Origin of the sequence: Anaeromyxobacter dehalogenans 2CP-C, from assembly GCF_000013385.1 — a bacterium.
GTDB lineage: Bacteria > Myxococcota > Myxococcia > Myxococcales > Anaeromyxobacteraceae > Anaeromyxobacter > Anaeromyxobacter dehalogenans_B.
Map to the genome: position 1 here is coordinate 3,509,055 of NC_007760.1, position 17,288 is coordinate 3,526,342.

16 protein-coding genes are annotated in these 17,288 nt (G+C 76.6%); 10 read left to right on the forward strand and 6 right to left on the reverse strand.

The window, feature by feature from the left end; translation table 11 throughout:
* Positions 1-105: 105 nt before the first annotated feature.
* On the forward strand, positions 106-426 hold the full coding sequence (locus tag ADEH_RS15935) for a hypothetical protein (protein WP_011422133.1): 321 nt from the start codon (positions 106-108) through the stop codon (positions 424-426).
* Positions 427-590: 164 nt separating this feature from the next.
* Positions 591-1,760 carry a pyridoxal phosphate-dependent aminotransferase gene (locus ADEH_RS15940; RefSeq protein ID WP_011422134.1) on the forward strand — a complete coding sequence of 390 codons (1,170 nt, stop codon included), beginning with the start codon at positions 591-593 and terminating at the stop codon, positions 1,758-1,760.
* 19 nt (positions 1,761-1,779) lie between these two features.
* Here the strand turns inward: ADEH_RS15940 and ADEH_RS23720 are convergent, their stop codons facing one another.
* Both ADEH_RS23720 and argG read right to left on the reverse strand, forming a co-directional pair.
* Complete coding sequence (locus tag ADEH_RS23720) at positions 1,780-3,408, reverse strand: methyl-accepting chemotaxis protein (protein WP_011422135.1); 1,629 nt, start codon at positions 3,406-3,408, stop codon at positions 1,780-1,782.
* Between the two features lie 106 nt (positions 3,409-3,514).
* Positions 3,515-4,867, reverse strand: a complete 1,353-nt coding sequence (gene argG, locus ADEH_RS15950) for an argininosuccinate synthase (protein ID WP_011422136.1) — start codon at positions 4,865-4,867, stop codon at positions 3,515-3,517.
* Between the two features lie 299 nt (positions 4,868-5,166).
* Here argG and ADEH_RS15955 point away from each other — a divergent pair, with 299 nt between their 5' ends.
* The 5 genes from ADEH_RS15955 to ADEH_RS15975 are packed head-to-tail and all read left to right on the forward strand — an operon-like array spanning position 5,167 to position 9,694.
* The gene (locus ADEH_RS15955) at positions 5,167-5,409 is read left to right on the forward strand and encodes a hypothetical protein (RefSeq protein WP_041453605.1); all 243 of its coding nucleotides are present in this window, start codon (positions 5,167-5,169) and stop codon (positions 5,407-5,409) included.
* The gene (locus ADEH_RS15960; protein ID WP_011422137.1) at positions 5,409-5,873 is read left to right on the forward strand and encodes a hypothetical protein; all 465 of its coding nucleotides are present in this window, start codon (positions 5,409-5,411) and stop codon (positions 5,871-5,873) included. The genes ADEH_RS15955 and ADEH_RS15960 overlap by 1 nt, the downstream gene beginning before the upstream one ends.
* A gap of 12 nt (positions 5,874-5,885) precedes the next feature.
* The gene (locus ADEH_RS15965; RefSeq protein WP_011422138.1) at positions 5,886-6,710 is read left to right on the forward strand and encodes a 4Fe-4S dicluster domain-containing protein; all 825 of its coding nucleotides are present in this window, start codon (positions 5,886-5,888) and stop codon (positions 6,708-6,710) included.
* Positions 6,710-7,954, forward strand: coding sequence for an NrfD/PsrC family molybdoenzyme membrane anchor subunit (gene nrfD / locus ADEH_RS15970; protein WP_011422139.1), 1,245 nt, complete (start codon positions 6,710-6,712; stop codon positions 7,952-7,954). The genes ADEH_RS15965 and nrfD overlap by 1 nt, the downstream gene beginning before the upstream one ends.
* A gap of 21 nt (positions 7,955-7,975) precedes the next feature.
* Positions 7,976-9,694, forward strand: coding sequence for a hypothetical protein (locus ADEH_RS15975; protein ID WP_011422140.1), 1,719 nt, complete (start codon positions 7,976-7,978; stop codon positions 9,692-9,694).
* Between the two features lie 57 nt (positions 9,695-9,751).
* Here ADEH_RS15975 and ADEH_RS15980 read toward each other — a convergent pair whose 3' ends face one another.
* Positions 9,752-12,094, reverse strand: a complete 2,343-nt coding sequence (locus tag ADEH_RS15980) for a hypothetical protein (protein WP_011422141.1) — start codon at positions 12,092-12,094, stop codon at positions 9,752-9,754.
* Positions 12,095-12,467: 373 nt separating this feature from the next.
* On the opposite strand from ADEH_RS15980, the gene ADEH_RS15985 reads away from it, so the two are divergent.
* A complete protein-coding gene (locus ADEH_RS15985; RefSeq protein ID WP_011422142.1) occupies positions 12,468-13,838 on the forward strand; it encodes a sigma-54 interaction domain-containing protein in 1,371 nt (456 codons plus the stop codon).
* Between the two features lie 151 nt (positions 13,839-13,989).
* Complete coding sequence (locus ADEH_RS15990; protein ID WP_011422143.1) at positions 13,990-14,604, forward strand: rubrerythrin family protein; 615 nt, start codon at positions 13,990-13,992, stop codon at positions 14,602-14,604.
* Between the two features lie 25 nt (positions 14,605-14,629).
* On the opposite strand, the gene ADEH_RS15995 is transcribed toward ADEH_RS15990, so the two are convergent.
* Together ADEH_RS15995 and ADEH_RS16000 are read right to left on the reverse strand one after the other, a co-directional pair.
* Positions 14,630-14,866, reverse strand: coding sequence for a hypothetical protein (locus ADEH_RS15995; protein ID WP_011422144.1), 237 nt, complete (start codon positions 14,864-14,866; stop codon positions 14,630-14,632).
* Positions 14,867-14,953: 87 nt separating this feature from the next.
* The gene (locus tag ADEH_RS16000; RefSeq protein ID WP_011422145.1) at positions 14,954-15,286 is read right to left on the reverse strand and encodes an ArsR/SmtB family transcription factor; all 333 of its coding nucleotides are present in this window, start codon (positions 15,284-15,286) and stop codon (positions 14,954-14,956) included.
* Between the two features lie 138 nt (positions 15,287-15,424).
* Between ADEH_RS16000 and ADEH_RS16005 the strand changes: the two genes are divergently transcribed.
* Positions 15,425-16,288: an SDR family oxidoreductase gene (locus tag ADEH_RS16005; protein WP_041453606.1), complete on the forward strand. Its 864-nt coding sequence runs from the start codon at positions 15,425-15,427 to the stop codon at positions 16,286-16,288.
* A 1-nt stretch (position 16,289) separates the two neighbouring features.
* Here ADEH_RS16005 and ADEH_RS16010 read toward each other — a convergent pair whose 3' ends face one another.
* A complete protein-coding gene (locus tag ADEH_RS16010) occupies positions 16,290-17,273 on the reverse strand; it encodes an aldo/keto reductase (RefSeq protein ID WP_011422147.1) in 984 nt (327 codons plus the stop codon).
* Positions 17,274-17,288 lie beyond the last annotated feature (15 nt).

Sequence of the window (17,288 nt, forward strand, 5' to 3'; positions counted from 1 at the left end):
CGCCCTCCCGTCTGGGCCCGAATTGGGGCTTGAGTCCGCAGGGCGCGGGCGCGCACGCTTCGAGAGGCTTCACGCCACGCCGCAGCTCACTTCAGAGGAGGGTCGATGGCCACGAAGGCTGAGCGGTTCCGCTACGAGACCGAGCGTTCCGGCCCGAAGAAGGCGAAGCAGCCCCGGCCGGCCCGGCGCGACACGCCGGTGGACACCTCGCAGCCGGGCGTGAGCGCCACGCACCGCAAGAGCGCGCGCCACGAGTCCATCCGCGCCGGGAAGAAGGCGCAGTACGCGCTGGAGGACTCGGCCGGCAAGCCGTCGCGCAAGTCCACCCGCAAGGCCTCCAACCGGCAGAAGACCGACAGCCAGATGCGCGTGAAGCGCCGCACCGGCGAGATGCGCCCCGAGTCGCGCACGACGCGCGGCCGCTGACGCGCGCGCTGCCTCGACCCGCTCCTGGTTCGACAGGCTCACCAGGAGCGGGCTCCTCCGACCGCTCACCCTGAGCGTAGGCGAGCCGAAGGCTCGCCGGAGTCGAAGGGTCACCCTGAGCCCGTCGAAGTCCGAGCGCACTTTCCCCGCCGTTCGGCGATCCCATGGCCCGCCACCCCTCCCCTTCCCCCACCACCGCGACCCTCTCCGACCGCGTCTACAGCCCGACCGGCGGACCGGTGCACCTGCCCCAGGGACCGGTCTACGCGCTGAACGTCGGCGACACCTGGCGCGAGCCGCCCGCCTGCGCCCGCGCCGAGGCGCAGCGCGTGGCCGATCACCCGGGGCTGCACGGGTACGCGCCGGTGCAGGGCGAGCCGGCGCTCCTCGACGCCGTCGAGGAGCGGCTCCGGGCGCGCGGCGGCGCGCCGGTCGCGCGCGAGGGGCTGCAGGTCATGGTGGGCGCGACCGCCGGGCTGGGCGTGGTGGTGGACGCGCTGCTCGACCCGGGCGACGAGGTGATCGTGCTCGCGCCCTACTGGCCGCTCATCCGCGGCATCGTGGCGGCGCGCGGCGCGGTGCCGGTGGAGGTCCCGCTCTTCGACCGGCTGGACGCGCCGGGGTTCGACCCGGAGGCGGCGCTCGCCGCCGCGGTGACGCCGCGGACGGCCGCCGTCTACGTGAACTCCCCCAACAACCCGACGGGCCGGTCGCTCCCGGACGAGCTGGTGACCGCGCTGGCCCGGCTGGCGCGGCGCCACGCGCTGTGGGTGATCGCGGACGAGGTCTACGAGGACCTGCAGTACGGCACGCCGCGCCCGCCGCTCTGGGCCCGGCCCGAGCTGCGCGAGCGGACGATCGCCACCCACTCGTTCTCGAAGGCGTACGCGCTCGCCGGCGCGCGGGTGGGCTACACGCACGGGCCCGAGGAGATCATGCGCGCGGTGCGGGCGGTGCAGACGTTCAAGACGTACTGCGCGCCGCGCCCGTTCCAGATCGCCGCCGCCCGGGCGCTCCGCGAGGGCGACGCGTGGCTGGCCGAGACCCGCGCGCTGTACGCCGAGGCCGGCCGCACGGCCGCCGCGGCGCTCGGCGTCCCCGCGCCCGAGGCGGGGACGTTCCTGTTCCTGGACGTGGCGCCCAGCCTCCGCCCGGGCGAGGCGCTCGACGGCCTCCTGGCGCGCTGCCTCGAGGCGGGCGTGCTGCTCACGCCGGGGCCGGCCACCGGCGCGGCCTACCGGACGCACGTGCGCCTCTGCTTCACCGCGGTGGCACCCGACGCGCTCGACGCCGCGCTGGCGCGGCTCGGGCCGCTGCTGGGGCGGCCGGCCTGAGCCGCGCCGGCGGCCGCGTTCACCGCCCCGACGCGAGCCGGAGCGGCGGGGCGGGCGTCGCGGAGGCCGGGTGCGGATCCGCGCCTCCGGCCACGCCGCGGAAGAAGCCGATCGCGTCGCGGAGCGCCTCGGCCTGCGCGGCCAGCTCCTCGGCGGTGGACGACAGCTCCTCGGCGGCGGCCGCGTTCCGGCCGCCGATCTCCTCGAGGTTCCGGAGCGCCCCGCTCACCCGCGCGGCGTTCGTCCCCTGCGCGGCGCTGCCGGCGGAGATCTGCTGCACCAGCGCGGCGGTCCGCTCCACCTCGGGCACCACGGCGTCGAGCGCCGTCCCGGCCTGCGCGGCGAGGTCCACGCTCGCGGCGGTGAGCCGCCCGATCTCCTCGGCCGCGGCCCGGCTCCGCTCGGCCAGCCGGCGCACCTCGGTCGCGACCACGGCGAAGCCGCGCCCGTGCTCGCCGGCGCGCGCGGCCTCGATGGCCGCGTTCAGCGCGAGCAGGTTGGTCTGGTAGGCGATCTCCTCGACGATCGAGATCTTCTCGCCCACCTCGCGCATGGCCGCCGCGGTCCGGGCCGCCGCGTCGCCGCCGGCCCGCGCGCCCCGCGCCGCGCCCGCCGCGGCCTCGCCGGTCCGCGCCGCCGCCGCGGCGTTCTCCTGCGCGTGGCGCGCGATCTCGTGCATGGCCGCGGAGGCCTGCTCCGTCTCGGAGGCCTGCTCGCTCGACGCCTGCGAGAGCGCCGCGGCCCCGCCGGCGAGCTGGCCGCTCCCGGCGGCGAGCGCGTCCGCCGCCCCGCGGATGCTGCCGGCCGCCCCGGAGAGCGCCGCCACCATGCCGCGGAGCGCCTCGATGACCCGCCCGATCTCGTCCGCCCCGCCGTCCTCCTCCAGCTCGACGTCGAGCCGCCCGCGCGCCACCAGGTGGAGCGTCGCGCCGACGCGCTGCAGCCGCGCCAGCAGCGGCCCGAGCAGCATCGCCGAGGCGAGCAGGCCGAGCGCGAGCACCGCGGCGCCGGTGGCGAGCGCGCGCCACAGCGCCGCGCGGATCGCGCCCTCCAGCGTGGCGGTGTGGACGTCCACGCCGAGGAAGAACTCCTTCCCGTTCCGCGAGCGCAGCGGCACGTACACCGAGCGCAGCGAGTCGGTGGGATCGACGTAGGTGTCGAAGTGGATCCGGTGGTCGGCGAGCGCCGCCACCAGGCCCGGGCTCGGGTGCGTGGTGGCCTGGAAGAACCGCGGGCCGGTGCCGGAGGCGAGCTCCTCGCGGGTGGCGCTCGACGAGGTGAACGCGCTCCCGGAGCCCTGCGCCACCACCGTGTACAGGTAGGCGAGGTCGGTCTCCTCCGCGAGCGCGGAGAGCCGCCGCTGCACGTCGAGGTGCTCCTCGGGCGCGATCGAGCCGGGCCCGTCCACCCGATCGTGGAACGGAACCAGGAAGAGCGCCGCCGCGCGGGCCGCGGTGAGCAGCTTGTCGTCCACCGCCGCGCGGATCTCGCGGGCCTGCACGCGGTACGAGATCGTCACGAACGCCGCCGCCGAGGCCGCGTTCACGACCGCGAGCAGGACGAGCAGCTTGGTGCGGAGCTTCAGGTCGCGCAGGCGCGCGAGGCCGCTGCGAGCGGGCCGCGCGGCAGGGGGGCGTGCGTGGGCCATGGACCCCAGTCCTAACCCGGCGCGCGCGTTCGTCGCAGGGGACGCCGGGGCGTCGATGTGGGCGCAGGGAGCAGATCCGGCGCGGCCGCGGGGCCGCGCCGGGCGATCACTCGTCCTCGCCGGAGCCGAGGAGCGCGCCGAGGCCGGGGCCGCGGGTCGCGGCGCCGAGCTTCCGCACCGCGTCGAGGTGGTGCAGCAGCAGGTCGCGGTTGTCGCCCACGCTCAGGTTCTGCAGCTCCAGCGCCCCGATGCGGTCCTCCGGCGTGAACGCCGGATCGGCCACGCGCTCCATCGACAGCTTCTCCGGCGCGTAGCTCATGTACTCGGCGCGGGTCGAGAGGACCGTCCAGTCGTCGCCGCGGCGCAGCTCCACCTTCACCGTGCCGGTGACCGCCGGCGCGACCCAGCGGGTGAGCGCGTCGCGCAGCATGAGCGCCTCCGGGTCGAACCACTTGCCCTCGTAGAGCAGGCGGCCCAGGCGGCGGCCCAGCGTGAAGTACAGGTCGAGCGTGTTCTCGTTGTGGATGGCGGAGAGCAGCCGCTCGTAGCCGAGGTGCAGGAGCGCCATGCCGGGGGCCTCGTAGATGCCCCGGCTCTTCGCGTCGATGACGCGGTTCTCGATCTGGTCGCTCATCCCCAGGCCGTGCCGGCCGCCGATGCGGTTCGCCTCGAGGAACAGCTCGTAGGGCGAGGGGAACCGCTTGCCGTTCAGCTCCACCGGCTGCCCCTGCTCCCAGGTGAGCTCGATCTCCTCGGGCGCGACCTGGACCTCGGGCTTCCAGTGCGCCACGCCCATGATCGGCTCGACGATCCGCATGCTCGAGTCGAGCCGCTCGAGGTCCTTCGCCTCGTGCGTGGCGCCGAGCACGTTCGCGTCGGTGGAGTACGCCTTCTCCTTGCCCATCTTGTAGGGCAGCTCGCGGCGCTCCAGGTACTCGCTCATCTCCTTGCGGCCGCCGAACGCGGTCACGAAGGCCTGGTCGAGCCAGGGCTTGTAGATCTTGAGCTGCGGGTCCACCAGGATGCCGTACCGGTAGAACCGCTGGATGTCGTTGCCCTTGTGCGTCGAGCCGTCGCCGAAGACGTGCACGCCGTCCTCGCGCATGGCGCGGACGATGGCGGTGCCGGTGACCGCGCGGCCGAGCGGCGTGGTGTTGAAGTACTTCTTGCCGCCGGAGGACAGGTGGAACGCGCCGCACTGGATGGCGGCGATGCCCTCGCGCACCATCGCCTCGCGGCAGTCCACCAGCCGCGCCTTCACGGCGCCGTGCTGGAGCGCGATGGGCGGGATGTCGGCCGGGTTCGCCTCGTCGGGCTGGGCGAGGTCCGCGGTGTAGGCGTGGACCGCCATGCCCTGCTCGGACATCCAGGCCACCGCGCAGCGCGTGTCGAGGCCGCCGCTGAACGCGATGCCGATGGCGGTGCCCTTCGGAGGAAGCGACTTGTAGATCCGGCTCATGGGACGGGCCAAGTAGCAGAAATCCGGGCCGTGTTCCAGCGCGGGGTGCGCCGCCGCGGCGGGCGCGCCGGGGCAGGCGGGCGGGCGCCCGCGCGCCATTCACGGACAGTCACCACCCGCGCCGCCGCCTGATCGCGGTCAATCCGCGCCTCCCGCGACGCGGTGCGGCGCCGCCGCGCACCGGCGCGCGGAGAACGCCCTGGATCCGCGCACCTGCGGCGCCCGCGCGGCGAGCGCGCCGCGCGCCGGCGGACCGGGGGGATTGCCGCGGCAAGGCGCCGCATGCTTCGCTTCCACACATGCCGCCTCGCACCGCGGCCCTGATCGCCGGCCTCCGCAGGATCGTCGCGATCGAGACCCTCCCCCCGGCGCCCCCCCCGGCGCCGCCGCGGTGCGAGCGGCGCAGCCTCCTCCGCCTGCTCTTCCTTCCCGAGCCCCTCCCGCTCGCGCCGCCCCGGCCGCGCCGGCGGGCGCGCTGGCTCGCCTGGCTCTTCCTCCCGGAGCCGCTCGACCGGGAGGGACCCGATCCGGAGGTGCGGTGATGGAGCACGCACGCCACGTCTTTCGCGCCGCGCTGGTGGTCCTGGTGCTGCTCGCCGGCGTCGGGATCACCCGCGGCTTCCTGGTCCCGCCCACCTACGGGCTCCACGGCCCGTACCGCTGGGCCAACGTGGCGGAGCAGATGAGCGCGCGGACCCCGGCCCACCGCGGCCCGGCGGCGTGCGGCACCTGCCACGAGGACGAGCTGCGCCGCCGCGCGGCCGGCGCGCACCGCGCGGTGAGCTGCGAGATCTGCCACGGGCCGCTCCTCGCGCACGTCGCCGCGGACGGGCGCGTGACCGCGCCGCAGGTGGACCGCTCACCGGCGCTGTGCGCCCGCTGCCACCGCAAGGTGCTCGGCCGGCCCGCCGCGTTCCCGCAGGTGGTGCTCGAGGAGCACGTGGACGGCCCGCTCGACGCCGGCGCCTGCCTCGCCTGTCACGACCCCCACGCTCCCACGCCGTAGCGGAGGCGAACCATGGACGACCGCACGCCGTGCCCCGCGCCGACCGGAGGCCCCTCGACCCCGCGCGTCCTCGGCCGCCGCGCGTTCCTGGAGGACGTCCTGCTCCTCTCCGGCGGGGCGGTGGTCTTCCTCGCCGGCGCCACCGCCGCGGCGCCCGCGGCGGCCGCGGAGGGCGCGGCCTCGGCGCCGCCGGCCGCCGAGGGCTACCAGCCCTGGGAGCACCGCTGGGCGTACCTGGTGGATCCCGAGAGGTGCATCGGCTGCGGCTCCTGCGTGCGCGCGTGCAGCGCCGAGAACCACGTGCCCGACGGCTTCTTCCGGACGTGGGTCGAGCGCTACGTCACCGGCATGGACGGGACCAGCGTGGACTCGCCGAACGGCGGCAAGGACGGCTTCCCGGCGCTCCAGGTCGCGTTCGTCGCGACGAAGTCGTTCTTCGTGCCGAAGATGTGCAACCACTGCCGCGAGACCCCCTGCATCCAGGTCTGCCCGGTGGGCGCCTCCTACCGCACGCCGGACGGCGTGGTGCTGGTGGACGGCGAGCGCTGCATCGGGTGCGCGTACTGCGTGCAGGCCTGCCCGTTCGGCAGCCGCTTCCTCTCGCCCGAGACGCACACCGCGGAGAAGTGCACGTGGTGCTACCACCGCATCACCCGCGGGCTGCGCCCGGCCTGCGTCGAGGTCTGCCCCACCGGCGCGCGCGCGTTCGGCGACCTGCGGCGCGAGGGCGACCCGGTGCGCCACGCCATCGAGCACGACCGCGTCGCGGTGCTGCAGCCGCACCTGCGCACCGAGCCGCAGTGCTTCTACCTCCACCTCGACGGGGAGGTGCGGTGATGCCCCAGATCAGCGGCTTCGCGTTCCCGAACGACGTCCACGTCTGGTGGAGCCTGATGATCGTGATGTACCCGTACATCACCGGCTTCGTGGCGGGCGCGTTCATCGTGACCAGCCTGTTCCACCTGTTCGGCCGCGCCGAGCTCCGGCCGGTGGCGCGCCTCGCCATGGCGACGTCGTTCTCGTTCCTGCTGGTCGCGTCGCTGCCGCTCCAGCTCCACCTCGGCCACCCGGAGCGCGGCCCGCTCGTGCTGGTCACGCCGCACTTCACCTCCGCCATGGCCGGGTTCGGCATGCTGTACGGCGGCTACCTGCTCATCCTCGCGCTGGAGGTCTGGTTCGTGTGGCGGCGCGAGATCGTCGATCGCGCCCGGCGCAGCCGCGGGGCGGCGCGCGCGTTCTACGCGACGCTCGCGCTCGGCACCTACGACACCAGCCCCGAGGCGCTGGCGGTGGACCACCGCGCCATCGCGGTGCTCGCCGGCATCGGCCTCCCCGGCGCCTGCATGCTCCACGGGTACGTGGGCTTCATCTTCGGCGCCATCAAGGCGAACCCCTGGTGGTCCACCCCGCTCATGCCCATCATCTTCCTGGTCTCCGCGGCGGTGTCGGGCATCGCGCTGCTCCTCGTGCTCTACCAGGTGGTCTCGAAGCTGCGCGGCCGGCCGGCGGACCAGCCCTGCGTCTCGTCGCTGGCGCGCTGGCTGTGGCTGTTCCTCATCCTCACGCTCTCGCTGGAGCTGCTCGAGATCCTGGTGATGGCCTACGAGCGCTCCGACTCGTGGCTGATCATCTCGGAGCTCATCACCACCCGGCTCGAGCTCTCCTACGTGACGGTGCAGATGATCGTGGGAGGGCTCATCCCGATGATCCTGCTCGCGGTGGTGGTGCTGATGAACCGCTACCTGCACCCGCGCGTCCGGAACACGCTCTCCACCGCGGCGGCGCTGCTGTGCCTGCTGCAGGTGTTCTCGATGCGCTGGAACATCGTGATCGGCGGGCAGCTCCTCTCGAAGTCGCTGCGCGGCCTGCGCTCGCACTACGAGCCGGAGCTGTTCGGCCGCGAGGGCGTGCTCATGGCGCTCGCGCTGGTGCTCGCGCCGTTCGCGATCCTGTGGATCTTCGACCGGGTGCTCGGCATCGACCCGCCCGGGCAGGCGGACGGGGAGCCGGAGGCGCACGCCGCGGCCGCGCCGGGCGGCGCCGCGGCGACGGGCCCCGGGCTGGGAGACGTTCACCCATAGCGAACCACGTGGAGGCGGGCCATGACGGACGGCGCGCCGGGGACGATCGAGGCGAGGCTGCAGGAGCTGACCGAGGCCGTCGAGCGGCTGGAGCGGCGGGTGGGCGCGCTGGAGGGCCACGCGCCCGCGTCGCGCGGCGCGGCCGCGAGGGCCGGCGCCGGGCCGGCCGGGCGCGGTCCGGCCGGCGAGGCCGCCGCGCTCGCCGGCGCGCTCCCGCTCGCCGGCCGCAGCTTCCTCGTGCTCGCCGGCGCGTTCGTGCTGCGCGCCGTGACCGACGCCGGCCGGCTGCCGCCCTGGCTCGGGGTGGCGCTCGGGCTCGCGCTCGCGCTGGCGCTGCTCGCGCTCGCGGACCGGGCCGGGCGCGGCGCCGCCGCGGGCGGGCCGGCCCGCGCGAGCGCCGTCGCCCACGGCCTCACCGCGGCGCTGGTCGGGTTCCCGCTCGTCTTCGAGGCGGCCACCCGGTTCCGGCTGCTCGACCCCGGCGCGGCGGCGCTGACGCTCGCGGCGCTCGCCGGCCCGGCGCTGGCGGTCTCGGCGCGGCGTCGGCTGCCGGCGCTCGCGTGGATCGCGGCGCTCGGCGCGCTCGCGACCGCGCTCGCGCTCGCCGCCGCCTCGGGGCGGTTCGCGCCGGCGACCCTGGTGCTGGTGGCGGTGGGGACGGCCACACTGTGGATGGGCTACGTGCTCGACTGGTACGGCCCCCGGTGGCCCGTGGCGGTCGCCGCCGATCTGGCGGCCCTGGCGCTCGCGGCGCGCGCCGCCCGCGGGACCGAGGACGCGGGGGCCGCGCTGCTCGTCCTCGGGATCCTGCTCGCCGCCTACCTCGGCAGCGTCGCCGTCCGCACGCTGATCCTGCAGCGGGCGGTGGTGCCGTTCGAGGTGTTCCAGGCGGCCGCCGCGCTGGCGGTGGGCCTCGGCGGCGCGGCGCTGCTCGACGCGCGGACGGAGGGCGGCGCGGCGGGGTTCGGCGTGGCGGCGCTCCTGCTCGCCTCGGGCGCCTACGGCGTCGCGTTCGCGTTCGCCGACCGGCGCGACGCGGCCCGCGCGAACTTCCGCTTCTACGCCGGCGTGGCGCTCCTGCTCGCGCTGTGCGGCAGCGGGCTCCTCCTCTCCGGCGCCGCGCGGGCCATCGCCTGGGCGGCGCTCGGGCTCGGCGCGGCGCTGCTCGCCCGGCGGCTCCGCCGGGCGACGCTCGCGGTCCACGCGGCGCTGGCGGCCGCGGCGGCGGCGCTCGCGGGCGGGCTCGTCACCGGGGCCGCGGTGGCGCTGGCCGGACCGGCCGAGCCGCCCGGGGCGGCGGCGCTGGCGGTGCTCGCGCTGGTCCTCGCCACCGCCTGGCGCTGCGCCGGCGCGGTGGGGCGCGCGACGCGCGCCGAGCGGGCGCCGCAGCTCGTGCTGGTGGGGGTGGCGGCGGCCGGGCTGTGCGGCGCCGCGGTGGGCCTCGCCGCGCCCGCGCTGGCCGGCTCGCCCGCGGGGCTCTCCGCGGCGCGGACCGCGGCGCTCGTCGCGGGGGTGCTCGCGCTGGCGGCGCTGGGCCGCCGGCCGGAGTGGCTGGAGGCCTCCTGGCTCACCTACCCGGTGCTGGGGCTGGCCGCGCTGCAGCTGCTCGTGGACGCGGTCCCGCACGGCCGGCCGGCCACGCTGGTCCCCGCGTTCGCGCTGTTCGGGCTGGCGCTGCTGGCGGTGCCGCGCCTCCGCCGCCGCCGCGTCGCGCCCCCCGCGCCGGCCACGGTGCGCTGACGACAGGGCCGCGGCCCCGGACGCACCGGGACCGCGGCCCTCCCCCTCACCTGCGCGTCACGGACAGCCGATCGGCCGGGTCGCCGCGCCCTGGTACAGGTCGCAGACCGGGACGCGCGCGCCCGGCCCGTGGCAATCCGTGCACTCCGAGATCGCCTGCGCCTTCGGCGCCACCTCGTGGTTCACGTTCATGAACATCTCGGTGGAGCCCCAGCGCCAGTCCACGCCGCGGACGAGCGCGCGGAAGAGGCGCACCGGCTGCGTCGAGACCACCGGCGCGGCGGGCGCCGGCAGCGCCGCCTCGTGCCAGCGCAGCGTGTTCGCGTCCACCGCCGTGACCACCTTGATGCCGGGCGCGAACCCGGCGTCGGGCGTCATCACGTTGTAGCTGCCGGAGGCGAGCCCGTGCCCGGGCGCGTTCACGGTCACGTCGCCGGCGACGTCGCGCGTGGCCTGGCCGGCGGCGACGGTGACGAGGGCGGGGACCTGCCCCGCGGTGGCCGCGCCGAACGAGACCACGTCGTTCCACATGGCGTCGAGGAACGCGCCGTAGGTGGCGTGATCGCCGTACCTCGGCCCGGTCGGCGCTGCCGACGTCGCAGGGATGACCGGGATCGACGCGCCCGCGGTGGTCGGATCGGGCTTCAGGCCCCACAGCGACCACTGGCCGAACACGTGCGGCACGATCGCGAACGAGCCGTCGATCATGACGGGCTGGCGCCCCTCCATGTGCTTGAACGGGGTGATGCGTGCGCCGGCGTCGCCCAGCCGGGCGGCGGGCTCGGACAGCGCGATGGGCGCGCCGGCCTCCTGCCCGTCGGCGGGGTCGAACGAGGCCAGGGCGCCCGAGATGGTGGCGTGGCGGGCGGTGCCGTCGTACCAGCGGTACGCCGGCTTCACGTCCTTCTCCATCACGAACACGCCCTTCTGCCAGTTGTAGTCCACCTCCACCCCGTCGATGACGGCCTTGGACGTGCCGAAGGCCGCGCTGGCCGGGTTCGTGACGCACGCGTCCACGATGGCCTGCGGCGCGCCGGGGTACCTGCAGTCCTTGTAGCCGGCCTGCTCCCAGTTCCAGCTCGTCTTCGTGGCGAGCTGCCGCGAGAGGGCGGGCACGTGGCAGGTCTGGCAGGCGACGGTGGCGAGGTGCTTCGCGGTGTGGATGGGCGCCGTCGGCGCGTGGCAGTCGGCGCAGGCGAGCGGCGCCTCCTCCACCATGGCCACCGAGAGGCCGGTGCCCTTCATGCGGTCGTGGCGGAAGGCGTCGCCCGCGTGGCAGTCCACGCACAGCGTGGGCGCGCCGGCGCTCGCCGAGCCCATGTGCACGTCCACCTCGGGGCCGGCCGGGACCGCCAGCGACGAGGCGAGGTCGCCCATCTTCACGTTGTCGCCGCCGCCCGCGTAGAAGTGGCACTTGCCGCAGTTGTCGCGGCCGGGCCGCCGCACCGAGCGCGCGGCCTGCAGCAGGACGTCGGAGAGCTTCGCGGCGTACTCCGGCGAGCCGGGGGCGACGCAGGTCGGGCCGGCGGCGAGCGGCAGGCACACCTGCGCGGCGGTGCAGGCCGGGGTGCAGCCGGACACGGGCTTCACCTCGGCGACGCCGAAGTTCTTCTGCGCCTTCACGTAGCTGGTGGCCAGGTCGGCGTGGCAGATCAGGCAGTCCACCCGGCCTGCGTCGGGCGCGAGCTGGTAGGCCAGCTTCTTCTGCGCCGGGTCGCCGTAGCCGGCGTGGCACTCGCCGCAGCGCCCCTCGTTGCTGGGCACCGCCACGCAGAAGTCGTTGATGAGCCCCTTCTTGCCGATGGTCCCGTCGTCCACCGGGTTGCCGGCGGCGTCGCGGAGGCCCGGCGTCGGGCCGGCCCAGCGGAAGTGGGCGGAGGCCAGCATCTCCTGGCCGGCGCCGGCGTGGCAGGTGAGGCACTCGGCGGTCACCTCCTCACCCTTCGTGAACGGGCCGGTGAGCCAGGCCGCGTGGATGTTCGTGACCTCGCAGCGCAGCGCGGTGGCGTTCCAGGACTGGCCCGGGCCGCAGAGGGAGGCGGTGGCCTCGCAGCGCCGAGCGCCCGCGTTCCACGCCTGCCCGGCGCCGCAGACGCCCACGCAGGCGGCGGTGCCGCCGGACGCGATGCACACCTGGTCCTGCGCGCAACCGCCGGCGCAGGCGCTGGAGAGGAGCGGCACGCAGGTCGCCGACGCGCCGGCGCCCTGGCACACGGTCCCGGCGCCGCAGGCGGGGCTGCACGCCTCGACCGCGACGCACGCGCCGCCCACGCAGGCGGCGCCCTCGCCGCAGAAGTCCTGGCACTTCTTGTCGTCGCTCGACGAGCAGGCGCCCAGCCCGGCGGCCGCGGCGAGCGCGGCGGCCAGGGCGAGGCCCTGGATGGAAACGGTTCGGATCAAGACGTTCTCCTCGGAACGGGGTTCACCGCCGGTGGCGGCGCGCCGCGCGCCCGGGGGCGGACGGCGTGGGGCCGGTGAGCAACGCGCGTGCCCCGCCGGGGGCCGCGCCGCGCCCTGCGCGCTTCCGTCCACGTCCCGAGGCATCGCGGGCGGATGGCGTCCCCGCCGGCGGGAGGCCGGCGCGCCGGGCGTTCACGCGTGAACGTTCGCCGTCTCGTTCACGCCGGCGCCGGTGAACGCCTGCCGCCGCGCCCGGCCCGCCGTCCGGAAGCCCGCGAGATCCGGCCGTGCGGCGATCCGCCGCAGCCCTGCGCGGAACCCACGCCGGCGCGCGCGGCTCCGACCTGGCGTTCACGTGAACGCCGGAGGAGACGTGTCCCCGCCCAGCGCCGCCCCCCTCCCGTTCCTCGGCCTCGGCAGCGAGGACGCGCTCCGCGCCGTCGCCGACGCGCTGCCCGACGGCCTGTTCACCACCGACGCCGCCGGGCGCATCACCTTCTGGAACCGCGCCGCGGAGCGGATCACGGGGTGGGCGCCGGGCGAGGCGCTCGGGCGCGACTGCTCGCTGCTCGCCGGCGATCCGGTGCACGGCTGCGCCTGCGGCGCCGGCCCCATCCGCTGCGGCATGGCGGAGCGCGAGCGCACCTCGAAGACCTGCTCGGTGCGCACGCGCGACGGCCGCCTGCTCGTCATCGTGAAGAGCGCCGTCCCGCTGCTCGCGCCCGACGGCGCCGCGGTGGGCGCGCTCGAGTCCTTCAGCCCGGTGGATCCCGCGCCCGGCGGCCGCCGGCAGGACCCCGGCGCGCGGCCGCAGGCCTCGGGCCTGCTCGGGCGCGGGCCGGCCATGGAGGAGCTGCGCCGGATGATCGCGCTGGTGGCGCGCTCCGACGCGACGGTGATGCTGCACGGCGAGAGCGGCTCGGGGAAGGAGCGGGTCGCCGAGGCCATCCACGCCGGCAGCGCCCGGGCCGCCGGCCCGTTCGTGCGCGTGAACTGCTCCGCGCTCAACGAGAACCTGCTCGAGAGCGAGCTGTTCGGGCACGTGCGCGGCGCGTTCACCGGCGCGCTCCGCGACCGGCGCGGCCGCTTCCAGGAGGCGGACGGCGGCACGCTGCTGCTGGACGAGATCGGCGACATCTCGCCGGTCGTGCAGGTGAAGCTCCTGCGCGTCATCGAGCAGCGCCAGATCGAGCGCGTGGGCGACTCCGCGCCGGTGCCGGTGGACGTGCGCATCGTCTGCGCCACCCACCGCGACCTGCGGGCGCTGGTGGACGCGGGCCGGTTCCGCGCGGACCTGTACTTCCGCCTGGCGGTGTTCCCGCTGCGGGTGCCCCCGCTGCGCGAGCACGTCGAGGACCTCCCCGAGATCGCCGCCGCGTTCCTGGAGCGCCACGCGCCCGCGTCCGGCGGGCGGCCGCGCGCCCTCTCCGCCGCCGCGGTCGCGACGCTGTCCGCCTGCACCTGGCCCGGCAACGTGCGCGAGCTGCAGAACGTGCTCGAGTTCGCGGCGCTGCAGGCGGGCGACGGCGACATCGGCCTGGAGCACCTGCCCGCCGAGCTGCGCGGCGCCTGCGCCCCGGCCGCGCGCCGCCCCGGCGCCATGCCGGGGCCGGACGAGATCCGGGCCGCGCTGGAGGCCTGCGGCGGGCGCCGGGCCGAGGCCGCGCGGCGGCTCGGCATCTCGCGCGGGACGCTCTGGAAGCGGATGCGGGCGCTCGCGCTCGACGCGCCCGAGCCGGGCTAGGCCCTCCGGCATCCGCCCGCCCGGCGCCGCCAAGTGCCCGATCTCCCGGGCCGCCCGACCATGCGTCATGCGCCGGATGGCGCCCGCGCGCGCGGCCGTCCAACGTGACCCTCGCCCCGGGCCGGTCCGGGCTGCGCGACGGAGGTTCACGATGCGGAAGGATGCGATCGCGGTGGGGACGTGTGTGCTGCTGCTCGCGGGAGGGGCGCTCGCCGCCGAGCCCTCCCCCACGCAGGCGAACCTCCAGACGGCGTACCAGCGCGATCTCGACGCGCACGCGCGCTACCAGGCGTTCGCCGTCGCCGCCGATCGCGAGGGCTACGCCGGCGCGGCGGCCCTGTTCCGGGCGGCCGCGCGTTCCGAGCAGATCCGGGCGGAGCAGCACGCCGCCGCGCTCCGTCACCTGGGCGGGTCGGTGACGACGGCGGCGTCCGCGGTGGGGACGGTGCGAGACACCCCGTTCAACCTTCGCGCGATGCTGTCGCACGAGAGCGCCGAGCGGTTCGGGTCCTACCCGCGCGCCGTCCGGCAGGCGCGCCGCGAAGGCCTGGCGGAGGCGGCGCTCGGCTTCACGCTGGCGCACGCGGTCGAGCGGGAGATGGTCGTGCTGTACCAGGAGGCGGTGGGGCGGCTCGACGCCCTGCGCGCGCCGGGCGAGCCGTTCCACGTCTGCCGCACGTGCGGGCACGTGGCGCGAGGCGCCCGGCCGCCGGAGACGTGCCCGGTGTCGCTCTCGCCGTCCGAGGCGTTCGAGCGCGTCCCGTAGCGCACGCCGCAGGGCGCGCGCGGCTTCAGGCGGCGAGCGGGACCCGCGGCGGCTGGAGGTCGCCGGGGTCCACCCCGACGAGCTCGCCCGCCTCCTCCGGCGTGAGGCAGCGCTCGGCGACGAGCATGCGCCCGGCGAGCGCCCGGGCGGCGCGAGCCCGGCGCGCGTCGCGCACCAGCAGCGACGCGTGGAGCGCGCGGCGCGCGTCGGCCGGGATGGCACTTTCGACCAGCAACATGGGAACGAGGGACCAGGTGTTCATCGGCACCCCTGGCTCTTAATTCGACGTTCGTCGATTTTCACCCCGAAAGCGGACGCGGCCGGCGAATCCGCGATCGACGCCCGGCGATCAGGCGCCGCGCGCCCGGGATTCCGCGGGCTTGCGCGGTGGCGGGGGCGCGAGCGTGCGCGCCCTCAGCGCCTCCAGGTACGCCTCCATCACGTCGCGCCGGAGCCGGAAGTACGCGAAGTGCCCCTCGCGGCGCCGCTCGAGGAGCTGCGCGCCGACCAGCTCCTTCAGGTGGTGCGAGACGGTGGACTGGCAGAGGGCGACGCCCTCCACCAGCTGGGCGCACGCCACCTCGCCCTCGACGGCGGCGCGGCGGAGGATCTCGCAGCGCTGCGGGTCGGCGAGCGCCCGCGCGATGCTGCAGAACTCGTCGTCGGTGAGCTGGACCGGCATGGACGCTCCTGGCGGGCCTTCGATAGCCGTCGATGCGTGCCGCGTCAAGGGCGGCCGCTCCCGGCCGGGCGAACCGGGCCGCCGCCGGGTATGCATTGCCGCGGTTCCCGGGCGCCTCGCGCCCGAAGGAGAGATCCCGTGATCGCCGTCACCGCCGCCTCCGGACACCTCGGCCGCCGGGCCGTCGAGGCCCTGCTGAAGCGCGTCCCCGCCGCCGGGCTCGTCGCCCTGGTCCGCCACCCGGGGCGGGCGGGCGACCTCGCCGCCCTCGGGCTACAGGTCCGCAAGGGCGACTACGACCGCCCCGACACGCTCGCGCCCGCGCTCGCCGGCGTCGAGAAGCTGCTGTTCATCTCCGGCAGCGAGGTCGGCCGCCGGCTGCCGCAGCACCGCGCGGTGGTGGACGCCGCCCGGCGCGCCGGCGTGCGGCTGGTCGCGTACACGAGCATCCTGCACGCGGACACCTCGCGCGTGATGCTCGCCGTCGAGCACCGCGAGACCGAGGCCATGCTCCGCGCCTCGGGGCTGCCGTACGTCCTGCTCCGGAACGGCTGGTACCTCGAGAACTACACCGAGCACCTCGGGCCGGCGCTGGCGAACGGCGCGATCGCGGGCAGCGCCGGAAACGGCCGGATCGCCGCCGCGGCGCGGGCCGACTACGCCGAGGCCGCGGCCGCGGTGCTCACCGGCACCGGCCACGAGCACCGCGTCTACGAGCTCGCCGGCGCGCCGTTCACCATGGCCGACCTCGCCGCGGAGGTCTCGCGCCAGGCCGGCAAGCCCGTCGCCTACCGCGACCTGCCGCCGGCCGACTACCGGGCGGTGCTGGTCGGCGCCGGCATCCCGGGCCCGTACGCCGACGCGCTGGTGGACGCGGACCTGGGCGTCGCCCGGGGCGAGCTCGACGACGCGAGCGGGGACCTCGAGCGGCTCATCGGCCGGCCGAGCACCCCGCTCGCGAGCGCGGTGGCGGCGGCGCTGGCGGCCCTGCCCGCCGCGTAGCCTACGTCCACGCGAGCGTGGCGCGGCGGGCCCAGTAGCGCGCCGGCGGCTCGACCAGCGCGGCGAGCCGCTCCTGGGCCTCGCCGCTCGGCCGCAGCTCGACGGCGTGCAGGTTGGAGCGGAGCTGGTCCACGGTGGCGGCGCCCAGCAGCACGAGGTCCGCCCACGGGCGGGCGAGCGCGGCCGCGAGGGCGAGCGCGTCCGGCGTGGTCCCGGCCTCGCGCGCCACGCGCGCGAGCGGCCCGTCCGCCCCGGCGTCGCCGCGCGGCCCGAGCCGCCCGTTCGCGAGCGGCTCCTTCACGATCACCAGGCGGCCCGACGCGTGCGCCTCCCCCAGCACCGCCTCGCAGGAGCGCTCGAGCAGGTTCCAGGTGGCCTGGATCGAGGTGAACAGCGGGCGGCCGCCGCGCTCGACGCCGAGCGCGCGCGCCGCCGCCTCGGCCTGCCCCGGGCCGCTCACCGTCACCCCGATGCGCAGCCCGCCGTCGCGCAGCCGGGCCAGCTCGTCCAGCACCGCGCCGTCGCCGAGCACCGGGCCGTCCGCGGTCACCGAGTGGATCTGGTACAGCGAGAGCAGCGGGCCGAGCGCCTCGACCGACTCGGCGTGCTGGCGCCGCAGCGCCTCGAGCGAGTGGTCCTTCACCTCGTGCTTCTCGGCGTCCACCCGCCAGCCGCCCACGTAGCGGTAGCCCCACTTCGACGAGACGGTCAGGTCCGCGGGGCCGAGCCCGCGGGCGTCCGCCCAGGCGCGCAGGAACGCCTCGCCGGCGCCGTAGGAGCGGGCCGCGTCGAGGTGGCGGATCCCCGCGTCGTACGCCGCGTCGAGCACCGCGTGCGCGTGGCGGCGGAGCTGCTCGGGCGAGCGGCCCCCGGGGAAGTCGGCGCCGTGTCCGATGGTGTGGTAGGCGGGGCGGCCCAGCGCGGCCATCCCCAGCCCGAGCCGGCGAACGGCGTGCGCCGTCCGCGGGGGTTGCGGGAGCTCCATGCCAGTCCTTCTAGC

What these genes read in the sequence shown, in the direction of transcription:
- ADEH_RS15935 (WP_011422133.1), top strand. Translation starts at nt 106, where the DNA reads ATGGCCACGAAGGCTGAGCGGTTCCGCTACGAGACCGAGCGTTCCGGC.
- ADEH_RS15940 (WP_011422134.1), top strand. Translation starts at nt 591, where the DNA reads ATGGCCCGCCACCCCTCCCCTTCCCCCACCACCGCGACCCTCTCCGAC.
- ADEH_RS23720 (WP_011422135.1), bottom strand. Translation starts at nt 3,408, where the DNA reads ATGGCCCACGCACGCCCCCCTGCCGCGCGGCCCGCTCGCAGCGGCCTC.
- argG (WP_011422136.1), bottom strand. Translation starts at nt 4,867, where the DNA reads ATGAGCCGGATCTACAAGTCGCTTCCTCCGAAGGGCACCGCCATCGGC.
- ADEH_RS15955 (WP_041453605.1), top strand. Translation starts at nt 5,167, where the DNA reads ATGCCGCCTCGCACCGCGGCCCTGATCGCCGGCCTCCGCAGGATCGTC.
- ADEH_RS15960 (WP_011422137.1), top strand. Translation starts at nt 5,409, where the DNA reads ATGGAGCACGCACGCCACGTCTTTCGCGCCGCGCTGGTGGTCCTGGTG.
- ADEH_RS15965 (WP_011422138.1), top strand. Translation starts at nt 5,886, where the DNA reads ATGGACGACCGCACGCCGTGCCCCGCGCCGACCGGAGGCCCCTCGACC.
- nrfD (WP_011422139.1), top strand. Translation starts at nt 6,710, where the DNA reads ATGCCCCAGATCAGCGGCTTCGCGTTCCCGAACGACGTCCACGTCTGG.
- ADEH_RS15975 (WP_011422140.1), top strand. Translation starts at nt 7,976, where the DNA reads ATGACGGACGGCGCGCCGGGGACGATCGAGGCGAGGCTGCAGGAGCTG.
- ADEH_RS15990 (WP_011422143.1), top strand. Translation starts at nt 13,990, where the DNA reads ATGCGGAAGGATGCGATCGCGGTGGGGACGTGTGTGCTGCTGCTCGCG.
- ADEH_RS15995 (WP_011422144.1), bottom strand. Translation starts at nt 14,866, where the DNA reads ATGAACACCTGGTCCCTCGTTCCCATGTTGCTGGTCGAAAGTGCCATC.
- ADEH_RS16000 (WP_011422145.1), bottom strand. Translation starts at nt 15,286, where the DNA reads ATGCCGGTCCAGCTCACCGACGACGAGTTCTGCAGCATCGCGCGGGCG.
- ADEH_RS16010 (WP_011422147.1), bottom strand. Translation starts at nt 17,273, where the DNA reads ATGGAGCTCCCGCAACCCCCGCGGACGGCGCACGCCGTTCGCCGGCTC.